Below are 10,382 nucleotides of genomic sequence, written 5' to 3' on the forward strand. Positions count from 1 at the left end.
CTTCTCGTGGGTGCTGCGCACCCAAGCGGGAGCAAGCTCCCTCGCCACAAAGGGTGTCCTGCAGAAGATCTTCATCGAATTGAAAATCGCTGTTGAACACAGAATTCGCAGGTCAGCGTCAATCAAACAACGTGGTAGAGACCACACAGGGAGAAAACATGGCTGTTGATATTTTCATCAAGATCGGCGACATCAAGGGCGAGTCCATGGACAAGGCCCACAAGGACGAGATCGACGTCCTGAACTGGAGCTGGGGCATGTCCCAGACCGGTAACATGCACTCCGGCACCGGTGGTGGCGCGGGCAAGGTCAATATCCAGGACCTGTCGCTGACCAAGTGGGTCGACAAGGCCTCGCCGAACCTGATGATGCACTGCGCCAGCGGCAAGCACATCGACAAGGTCAAGCTGGTCGTGCGCAAGGCCGGCGGTGAAAGCCAGGTCGAGTACATGATCATCAACCTGGAAGAAGTGATCATCACCTCCCTGAGCACCGGCGGTTCGGGCAGCGATGATCGCCTGACCGAAAACGTCACCCTGAACTTCGCCAAGGTGCTGGTGGACTACCAGCCGCAGAAAGCCGACGGCACCAAGGAAGGCGGCCCGGTCAAGTTCGGCTGGAACATCCGCACCAACACCAAGGTGTAATCGAAGACACCCCCGGCGCCACGCGCCGGGGGTGTTTGGTGCTTGCTCGAATCCAATCCTCTACAGCGCGGTATCTGAGTCATGGCCAAGCCTTCGTTTATCAATTTGTGGAACAGCTATCCCGATACGCCAACGCCCTGCGACGGCCCTTGGGACAATCAATGCGCAATCCGCATGAGCGTCACGCTCAACGCGGAAAAAACCATCAAGGTCAACAAATCCACCTACACCGAACCCAAATGCGCCCACGAACACGCACGTGGCGCGGAGTCGTTGGCCAACTGGCTCTGGCGGCACCATCTGGGTCGTCCGCTGATTCTCTCGGGAAGTGCCGAAGATCGGCGCAAGCTCGCTCAAAAGACCGGGATCATCTTCTTCAAGGACTGCTTTGCACGGCACGGGCAATCCCTGGAAGCGCGTACCGGCGACCACATCGATCTGTGGAATCGCGGCAGGGTCACGGGCGACTTCGCCGACCAGGCCCATCGCTCAAAGCAAGTCTGGTTCTGGGAACTGCCATGATCAAGCGTACGCTGCATTCACTGCTGTCGAGTTGCTTGCTATTGAGTCTGTACGCTTGCGCCGAAACGGCCCCGGACACAACCACCGCACAAGACAATCAGGTCGATCTTGGCGGTCAAGTATTGACCCTTGAGAACCACGATCAACGCTGCGCCTTGCGTAAACCGGATCAAAGCCTGTTGACCCTGGACATGCCCTGGCCTTGTCATCTGGGCGTCGATCGCCAAGGTAAACCACGCGTCGAAAAATTCAATAACGCCCAGATTATTATCGTCCAGCACTTCGCACCGGAACCTGCACCGAGCACTGAATGCCGCTCTCAGTACCAGGCGATCAGGAAAATCGCTGGTCAGCTGGAAGCCTCGATGGTAGCTGGCGGTGGTCACTGCCTGCCGGGCGCTTTCGACCAGAAAAACTTCGTGGCCCTTTTTACGTGGTAACCGAAATCGCCACCCGCGATCGCCTGCAACCGTCCCTGCTGGACCGGCTGACCGACGACGATCCGACCAATCCCAAGGAAAGCGCCGACAAGCGCGTGTTGTCGCTCACCCAGCTCAAGGCTTCGGTGCTGCGCGACCTGGCGTGGCTGCTCAACACCACTTCCCTGCTCAGCCACGACGCGACGCTGCATACCCCGGCAGGCACCTCGGTGGTGAACTTCGGGCTGCCGGCGCTGGCCGGCAACAGTGCGTCGAACGTTGATGTCCCGGCCCTCGAAGCGCTGATCCACCAAGCCATCGCCACGTTCGAGCCACGGATCCTGCGCCACACCCTGCGCGTGCGGGCCCGGGCGACGGCAGAGATGAACCACAACGCCCTGAGCTTCGAGATCGAAGGCGACCTGTGGGCCCAGCCGGTGCCGCTGCGCCTGATGCTGCAAACCGACCTGGACCTGGAAACCGGCCATGTGCGAGTGGTCAACGCCGATCAGCGGAGGCGCCCATGAACCCGCGCCTGCTGGAGCTGTACAACCAAGAACTGCACCATGTGCGCGAAAGCGCGGCGGAGTTCGCCAAGGAATACCCGAAGATCGCCAGTCGGCTGACGTTGTCCGGCATGGACTGCGCCGACCCGTACGTCGAACGCTTGCTCGAAGGCTTCGCCTACCTGACCGCCCGGGTGCAGCTCAAGCTCGATGCCGAGTACCCGACGTTCACCCACAACCTGCTGGAAATCGCCTACCCGCATTACCTGGCACCGACGCCGTCGATGACCGTGGTGCAGATGCAGGCCGACCCGGACGAAGGCTCGCTGAGCGGTGGTTTCCCGCTGCCTCGGGACACCGTCCTGCGGGCCGCCCTGGGTCGTGAAACCCAGACCTGCTGCGAGTACCGCACCGCTCACGCGGTGACGCTGTGGCCGTTGCAGGTCAGCCAGGCCGAATACTTCGGCAACCCGTCCACCGTGCTCGGGCGCCTGGCCGCCAGTGAACCGAAAGCCAAAGCCGGCCTGCGCATCACCCTGCGCACCGGTGCCGAACTGCCGTTCAACAGCCTGGCCCTGGACAACCTGCCGTTGTACCTCAACGGCACCGACGAACAACCGTTCCGCCTCTACGAGCAGTTGCTCGGCAACGCCTGCGCGGTGTTTGCCCGCAAGCCCGGCGGCGACTGGGTCGAGCGCCTGCCGCAGGACGCGCTGCGTTCGCGGGGTTTCGACGATGCCGATGCGGCGCTGCCGGTGGTGTCGCGGGCCTTCCAAGGCTATCGCCTGTTGCAGGAATACTTCGCCCTGCCCCAGCGCTTCCTGTTCGTCGATTTCACTCAACTGAGCCGGGCGGTCAAGCGCTGCGACGGCCAGGAGCTTGAGCTGATCGTGCTGTTCGACCGTCACGATCCGAGCCTGGAAGGCAGCGTCAGCGCGGCGCAATTCCTGCCGTTCTGCACCCCGGCGATCAACCTGTTCCCCCGGCGGCTGGACCGCATTCACCTGTCGGAGCGGGTCAACGAGCACCACGTGATCGCCGACCGCACCCGGCCGATGGATTTCGAAGTGCATTCGCTCACCGGCCTCACCGGCCACGGCACCGGGCCGGAGCAACCGTTCCTGCCGTTCTACGCCGTGCGCGATCCGTCCCGTTACGGGCGCGACCAGGCTTACTACACCGTGCGCCGCGAACCGCGGGTGTTGTCCAGCGACCAGCGGCGCAACGGCCCGCGCTCGACCTACATCGGCAGCGAAACCTTCGTCAGCCTGGTAGACAGCCAGCAAGCGCCCTATCGCCATGACCTGCGCCAACTGGGCGTGACGGCGTTGTGCACCAACCGCGACCTGCCGCTGTTCATGAGCGTGGGCAACGGCAAGACCGATTTCACCCTGGCCGACAGCGCGCCGGTAGCCGCGGTGCGCTGCGTGGCCGGCCCGAGTCGCCCGCGGGCCAGCCATGCCCACGATGCCAAGGCCTGGCGACTGATCAGCCAGTTGTCGCTGAACTATTTGTCCCTGAGCGAGCAAGGCCAGGGCGCTGCCGCCCTGCGCGAACTGCTGCGCCTGTACGGCGACAGCAACGACGCGGCGCTGCAATTGCAGATCGAAGGCCTGCGCGAGGTCAGCAGCAAGGCCTGCACCCGACGCCTGCCGATGCCCGGCCCGATCGTGTTCGGCCGTGGCCTGGAGATCACCCTGGAATTCGATGAAAACGCGTTTCGCGGCACCGGCGTGTTCCTGCTCGGCGCCGTGTTCGAACGCTTCCTGGCACGCTACGTGTCGATCAACAGTTTTACCGAGACGGTGATCCGTACCACCGAACGCGGCGAGATCATGCGATGGAAAGCCAAGCCCGGACGTCGTCCGACCCTGTGAGTACCCTGGACGCGATGCACCAGGAGCCCTGGGAATACGACTTTTTCCAGGCGTTGCGGCGCATCGAGTGCGAGTCCCCCGAGCTGCCGCGCCTGGGCCATTCGTTGCGCCTGGCAGATGACCCGCTGCGCCTGGGGCAACAGGCCGAATGCACCTTCGCCCCGGCTACCCTGGCTTCGGTGCAACCGGGCGTCGACGGTGCACCGGCGCGCCTGGAGCAGTTCTTCTTCGGCCTCGGCGGCCCCAACGGCCCGATGCCGTTGCACCTCACCGAGTACGTGCGCGAACGCCAACGCAACAATGGCGACAGCACCAGCAAGCGCTTTCTCGACGTGTTCCACCATCGCCTGCTCAGCCTGTTCTACCGGGCCTGGGCCGAAGCGCGGCCAACGGTCAGCCACGACCGCCCGGACGACGACTACTGGTCGGCGCGCCTGGCGTCTCTGAGTGGCCGGGGCATGCCGAGCCTGCTCGATCAGGGCCTGATTCCGGACACGGCGAAGTTGCATTACAGCGGCCACCTGGCGGCGCAAACCCGCTACCCGGACGGCTTGAAGGCGATTCTCAGCGAGTACTTCGGGCTGCCGGTGGAAATCGAAGAATACGTCGGCCAATGGCTGGAACTGCCGGAGCGCAGCCGCGTGGGCGTGAGCGCCAATCAGCTGGGCACCGACTTCTGCCTGGGCCGCTACGTGTGGGACCGCCAGCACAAATTCCGCATTCGCCTGGGGCCGCTCAAGCTCGCCGATTACATGGGCATGCTGCCCGGCAGCCAGCCATTCAACGAGCTGGTGGCGTGGGTCGCCGAATACCTGGGCCATGAACTGGACTGGGACCTGAACCTGGTGCTGGAACAGCCCGAAGTCCCGGCGCTACAACTCAACGGCCGTTTCCGCCTGGGGTTCAACACCTGGCTGGGACAGCCCGAAACAGATGCCAACGATCTAATACTGGCCCGGCATTACGCCGAACAGGCCAACACCTCACAGACCTCAAGGAGCCATGAGCATGGGTGAAATCAGTCGCGCCGCGTTGTTCGGCAAACTCAACAGCGTGGCCTACAAAGCCATCGAAGCCGCCACCGTGTTCTGCAAGTTGCGCGGTAACCCGTATGTGGAACTGGCCCACTGGTTTCATCAGTTGCTGCAATTGCAGGACTCGGACCTGCACCGCATCATCCGCCAGTTCAACCTCGAGCCGGCGCGCCTGGCCCGTGACCTGACCGATGCCCTGGACCGCCTGCCACGGGGTTCGACGTCGATCACCGACCTGTCCTCCCACGTCGAAGAAGCCGTGGAGCGCGGTTGGGTCTACGGCAGCCTGATGTTCGGCGAAAGCCAGGTGCGCACCGGTTACCTGGTGATCGGCATCCTCAAGACCCCGAGCCTGCGCCACGCGCTGCTGGGCCTGTCGTCGGAGTTCGACAAGGTCAAGGTCGAAGCCCTGAGCGAGCGTTTCGACGAATACATCGGCGACTCGCCGGAAAACGCCCTGAGCGCCAGCGATGGCTTCAACGCCGGTGCCGTGCCGGGCGAAGCCAGCGGCGCCATGGCCCCCAGTGCCATGGGCAAGCAGGAAGCGCTCAAACGCTTCACCGTCGACCTCACCGAACAGGCCCGCAGCGGCAAGCTCGACCCGATTGTCGGGCGCGACGAAGAGATCCGCCAACTGGTGGACATCCTCATGCGCCGCCGGCAGAACAACCCGATCCTCACCGGTGAAGCCGGCGTGGGCAAGACCGCCGTGGTCGAAGGCTTTGCCCTGCGCATCGTCGCCGGTGACGTGCCGCCGTCGCTCAAGGACGTGGAATTGCGCAGCCTCGACGTTGGCCTGTTGCAGGCCGGCGCGAGCATGAAAGGCGAGTTTGAACAGCGCCTGCGCCAAGTGATTGAAGACGTCCAGGCCTCGCCGAAACCGATCATCCTGTTCATCGACGAAGCCCACACCCTGGTGGGTGCCGGTGGCGCCGCCGGCACCGGTGACGCGGCCAACCTGCTCAAGCCGGCCCTGGCCCGTGGCACCCTGCGTACCGTGGCCGCGACGACCTGGGCCGAATACAAGAAGCACATCGAAAAAGACCCGGCCCTGACCCGCCGTTTCCAGGTGGTACAAGTGGCCGAGCCGTCGGAAGACAAGGCGCTGCTGATGATGCGCGGCGTGGCCTCGACCATGGAACAGCACCATCAGGTGCAGATCCTCGACGAAGCCCTGGAAGCCTCGGTCAAGCTGTCCCACCGCTACATCCCTGCACGCCAGTTGCCGGACAAATCCGTGAGCCTGCTCGACACCGCTTGCGCCCGCGTCGCCATCAGCCTGCATGCCGTGCCGGCTGAGGTGGACGACAGCCGTCGACGCATCGAAGCGCTGGAAACCGAGCTGCAAATCATCGCCCGCGAACACGCCATCGGCGTGAACATCGGCACCCGCCAGACCCAGAGCGAAAACCTGCTGAGCGCCGAGCGCGAGCGCCTGGCCGAACTGGAAAGCCGTTGGGCCGAAGAAAAAGCCCTGGTGGACGAACTGCTCGCCACCCGCGCCACCCTGCGCGAGCGCGTCGGCGTGGTGGACAGCGACGGCAGCAGCGACGCTTCTGACAACGAAGCTTCTGACAACGAAAGCCACGCCCTGCGCGAGAAACTGGTGGACCTGCAACAGCGCCTCAGCGACCTGCAAGGTGAAACCCCGCTGATCCTGCCAACCGTGGATTACCAGGCCGTGGCCTCGGTGGTCGCCGACTGGACCGGTATTCCGGTGGGCCGCATGGCCCGCAACGAACTGGAAACCGTACTCAACCTCGACCAGCACCTGAAAAAACGCATCATCGGCCAGGACCACGCCTTGCAGATGATCGCCAAGCGCATCCAGACCTCCCGCGCCGGCCTCGACAACCCGAGCAAGCCGATTGGCGTGTTCATGCTCGCCGGCACCTCCGGCGTGGGCAAGACCGAAACCGCCCTGGCCCTGGCCGAAGCCATGTACGGCGGCGAGCAGAACGTCATCACCATCAACATGAGCGAGTTCCAGGAAGCCCACACCGTGTCCACCCTCAAGGGCGCGCCACCGGGCTACATCGGCTACGGCGAAGGCGGCGTGCTGACCGAAGCCGTGCGGCGCAAACCGTACAGCGTGGTGCTGCTGGACGAGGTGGAGAAAGCCCACCCGGATGTGCACGAAATCTTCTTCCAGGTGTTCGACAAAGGCGTGATGGAAGACGGCGAAGGCCGGGTGATCGACTTCAAGAACACCTTGATCCTGCTGACCACCAATGCCGGCACCGAGCTGATTGCCCAGGTCTGCAAAGACCCGCAGAACGTGCCCGAGCCGGAAGAGATTGCCAAGGCCCTGCGTCAGCCGCTGCTGGAAATTTTCCCGCCGGCCCTGCTTGGTCGCCTGGTGACGATTCCGTACTACCCGCTCAGCGACGAAATGCTCAAGGCCATCACCCGCCTGCAACTCAACCGCATCAAGAAGCGCGTGGAGAATACCCACAAAGTCGCGTTCGACTACGACGACGCGGTGATCGACCTGATCGTCTCGCGCTGCACCGAGACGGAAAGCGGCGGCCGGATGATCGACACCATCCTGACCAACAGCCTGCTGCCGGACATGAGCCGCGAGTTCCTCACCCGCATGCTCGAAGGCAAGGCGCTGGCCGGGGTGCGGATCAGCGCGGTGGACAACGAATTGCACTACGACTTCAGCGACGCGGCCTAGCGACTGGAGGAATGCGATCAATGTGGGAGCGGGCTTGCTCGCGAATGCAATCTGTCAGCGACATCACTGTCGACTGACACACCGCTTTCGCGAGCAAGCCCGCTCCCACAAGTCGATCAGGTTCCGGCAGATACAACGCGGCGCAGCCCCTACAACGACGAGATCACCGATGTTATTCAACCAAGCCACACGCCTGGCCAAAATCACCAGCCCCCTGGGGCCCGAGGTGCTGCTGCTCAAGGACATGGGTGGCGGCGAAGAGCTGGGCAGGCTGTTCAACTACGAGTTGCAGCTGCACTCGCTGGACAACGCCATCGACCTCAACCAGCTGCTCGGCAAGCCGATGTGCGTGAGCCTGCAACTGGACGGCGGTGGCGAGCGCTATTTCCACGGCATCGTGGCCCGCTGCAGCCAGGACGTCGACCAGGGCCAGTTCGCCAGTTACCAGGCCACGCTACGGCCGTGGCTGTGGCTGCTGACCCGCACCTCCGATTGCCGGATTTTCCAGAACCTGACCATCCCGCAGATTATCAAGCAGGTGTTCCGCGACCTGGGCTTTTCCGATTTCGAAGACGCCTTGAGCCGGCCGTATCGCGAGTGGGAATACTGCGTGCAGTACCGCGAGACCAGCTTCGATTTCGTCAGCCGGTTGATGGAACAGGAAGGGATCTACTACTTCTTCCGTCATGAGCAGGGCCGCCACGTGCTGGTGCTGGCCGACGCCTATGGCGCGCACACCACTGCGCCCGGCTACGGCTCGGTGCCCTACTATCCGAAGAATGACCAGCATCGCGAGCGCGATCACATTCACGACTGGCACCTGGCCCAGGAAGTCCAACCGGGCTCGCTGGAGCTCAACGACTATGACTTCCAGCGTCCCAGCGCGCGCATCGATGTGCGCTCGGCCATGCCGCGTCCCCACGCCGCCGGCGACTATCCGCTGTACGACTACCCCGGCACCTACGTGCAGAGCGAAGACGGCGAGCACTACGCCCGCACCCGCATCGAAGCCTTGCAGACCCTGCACGAACAGGTCGAGCTGGCCGGCAACGCCCGCGGCCTGGGTTCGGGGCATCTGTTCAGCCTCACCGGCTTCAGCCGCCAGGACCAGAACCGTGAATACCTGATCGTCGGCGCCCGCTACTACCTCTCCCAGGAAAGCGGCGAAACCGGCGTCGGCGCGCCTTCGGCACAGTTCGAAAGCAGCCTGACCTGCATCGACGCCCAGCAAAGCTATCGGCCGCTGCCCATCACCCACCGCCCGGTCGTCAAGGGTCCGCAGACTGCGTTGGTGGTCGGACCCAAGGGTGAGGAAATCTGGACCGACCAGTTTGGCCGGGTGAAGGTGCACTTCTATTGGGATCGCCACGACCAGTCCAACGAGAACAGCTCGTGCTGGATTCGGGTGTCGCAATCCTGGGCCGGGAAAAACTGGGGCTCGATGCAGATCCCACGCATCGGCCAGGAAGTGATCGTCAGCTTTCTCGAAGGCGATCCGGATCGGCCGATCATCACCGGGCGGGTCTACAACGCCGAACAGACGGTGCCCTACGACCTGCCCGAAAACGCTACCCAGAGCGGCATGAAGAGCCGTTCGAGCAAGGGCGGCACGCCGGCGAATTTCAACGAAATCCGCATGGAAGACAAAAAAGGCGCCGAGCAGTTGTACATCCATGCCGAGCGCAACCAGGACATCGTGGTGGAGGTGGACGAAAGCCATAGCGTGGGTCACGACCGCAACAAGAGCATCGGTCACAACGAGACGGTGACCATCGGCAACAACCGCCTGCGCATCGTCAAGCAGGAGGACATCCTCTCGGTGGGCCTGCGCAAGACCGACAGCATCAGCCAGAGCTACGTCATTGAGGTGGGCGAGAACCTGCGCCTGGTGTGCGGTGAAAGCATCCTGGAGCTCAACGCCAGCGGCCAGATCAACCTGACTGGCGTGCAGATCAGTTTCTATGCCAGCGGCGATGCCGAGTTCAACACCGGCGGCGTGCTGCACCTGAACAACGGCGGCGGCCCGGGTGCCACCCCGGACGGCCAGGGCGTCAAGGGCAGCATCGATGCCAACATCCAGGCCGCGTTCCCGCCGTCAAAGGGCTAACCACGAGATTTTTGCGCAATGACTTACCGCCTCAATGAATTCCAGTTCCAGCTACCGCCCAGTGAATTGCTGGACGCGACGATCAACATCCTCAAGTTCCCCGAGCTGGGCACCTCGTTGATCGTCAGCCGCAGCCTGCTGGCCGAAGGCGAAACGCTGCAAAGCAACCTCGACGACCAACTGGCGCGCCTGGAGAAACAGGTCCAGGACCTGCGCTGCCAACCGGGCGCCGCCGTGCGCGTGGGCGCCAACCAGGAAGTCGAAGCCATCGAGCTGCGCAGCCAGTTCAGCAAGGGCACCGAAAAGGTCTTCCAGTTCCAGCTGGCCCTGGTGCTGCCCGGCACCCGCAAGATGTTCGCCCTGAGCTACGTCAAGGCCCAGAAGCTTGGTGATGCCGAGGCTGCGCATTGGGCGACGATCAAGGCTTCGCTGCAGTTCGACGTGCCCGCCTGATGAGCCTTTTGCATGTCTGACGCACTCTGGGCCGCCCGCCTGGGCGATGCGCTGGAGCACACCTCGATGATGGCCGACATCCTCGGCGGGGTGCTGGAGGTGGCGGCGAACATTGCGATCACTGCCGTGGCGACGGC

9 protein-coding genes are annotated in these 10,382 nt (G+C 63.5%); all 9 read left to right on the forward strand.

All coding sequences use genetic code 11. The annotated features are described in order from the left end of the window. Nucleotides 1–158 precede the first annotated feature (158 nt). The 9 genes from RGM2987_RS01770 (at nucleotide 159) to RGM2987_RS01810 (ending at nucleotide 10,245) form a co-directional block, all read left to right on the forward strand. Entirely contained in the window at nucleotides 159–647 is a 489-nt protein-coding gene (locus RGM2987_RS01770; protein ID WP_245138396.1) for a type VI secretion system tube protein Hcp, read from the forward strand. 81 nt (nucleotides 648–728) lie between these two features. Then, a complete protein-coding gene (locus RGM2987_RS01775) occupies nucleotides 729–1,169 on the forward strand; it encodes a type VI secretion system amidase effector protein Tae4 (RefSeq protein WP_214999625.1) in 441 nt (146 codons plus the stop codon). Next, entirely contained in the window at nucleotides 1,166–1,609 is a 444-nt protein-coding gene (locus RGM2987_RS01780; RefSeq protein ID WP_245138397.1) for a hypothetical protein, read from the forward strand. Before RGM2987_RS01775 ends, RGM2987_RS01780 begins: the two co-directional genes overlap by 4 nt. After that, the gene (gene tssE, locus RGM2987_RS01785; RefSeq protein WP_245138398.1) at nucleotides 1,603–2,115 is read left to right on the forward strand and encodes a type VI secretion system baseplate subunit TssE; all 513 of its coding nucleotides are present in this window, start codon (nucleotides 1,603–1,605) and stop codon (nucleotides 2,113–2,115) included. The genes RGM2987_RS01780 and tssE overlap by 7 nt, the downstream gene beginning before the upstream one ends. Further along, nucleotides 2,112–3,971 carry a type VI secretion system baseplate subunit TssF gene (gene tssF / locus RGM2987_RS01790; protein ID WP_245138399.1) on the forward strand — a complete coding sequence of 620 codons (1,860 nt, stop codon included), beginning with the start codon at nucleotides 2,112–2,114 and terminating at the stop codon, nucleotides 3,969–3,971. Before tssE ends, tssF begins: the two co-directional genes overlap by 4 nt. Next, complete coding sequence (tssG, locus tag RGM2987_RS01795; protein WP_245138400.1) at nucleotides 3,935–4,987, forward strand: type VI secretion system baseplate subunit TssG; 1,053 nt, start codon at nucleotides 3,935–3,937, stop codon at nucleotides 4,985–4,987. Before tssF ends, tssG begins: the two co-directional genes overlap by 37 nt. Continuing rightward, a complete protein-coding gene (gene tssH, locus RGM2987_RS01800; protein WP_245138401.1) occupies nucleotides 4,980–7,685 on the forward strand; it encodes a type VI secretion system ATPase TssH in 2,706 nt (901 codons plus the stop codon). Before tssG ends, tssH begins: the two co-directional genes overlap by 8 nt. Nucleotides 7,686–7,854: 169 nt before the next feature. Beyond that, a complete protein-coding gene (locus RGM2987_RS01805) occupies nucleotides 7,855–9,792 on the forward strand; it encodes a type VI secretion system Vgr family protein (protein ID WP_245138402.1) in 1,938 nt (645 codons plus the stop codon). Nucleotides 9,793–9,810: 18 nt separating this feature from the next. After that, a complete protein-coding gene (locus tag RGM2987_RS01810; RefSeq protein ID WP_245138403.1) occupies nucleotides 9,811–10,245 on the forward strand; it encodes a DcrB-related protein in 435 nt (144 codons plus the stop codon). The last annotated feature ends 137 nt before the right edge of the window (nucleotides 10,246–10,382 follow it).

The organism is Pseudomonas sp. RGM2987 (genome assembly GCF_022952855.1).
In the GTDB taxonomy this organism is placed as follows: Bacteria; Pseudomonadota; Gammaproteobacteria; order Pseudomonadales; family Pseudomonadaceae; genus Aquipseudomonas.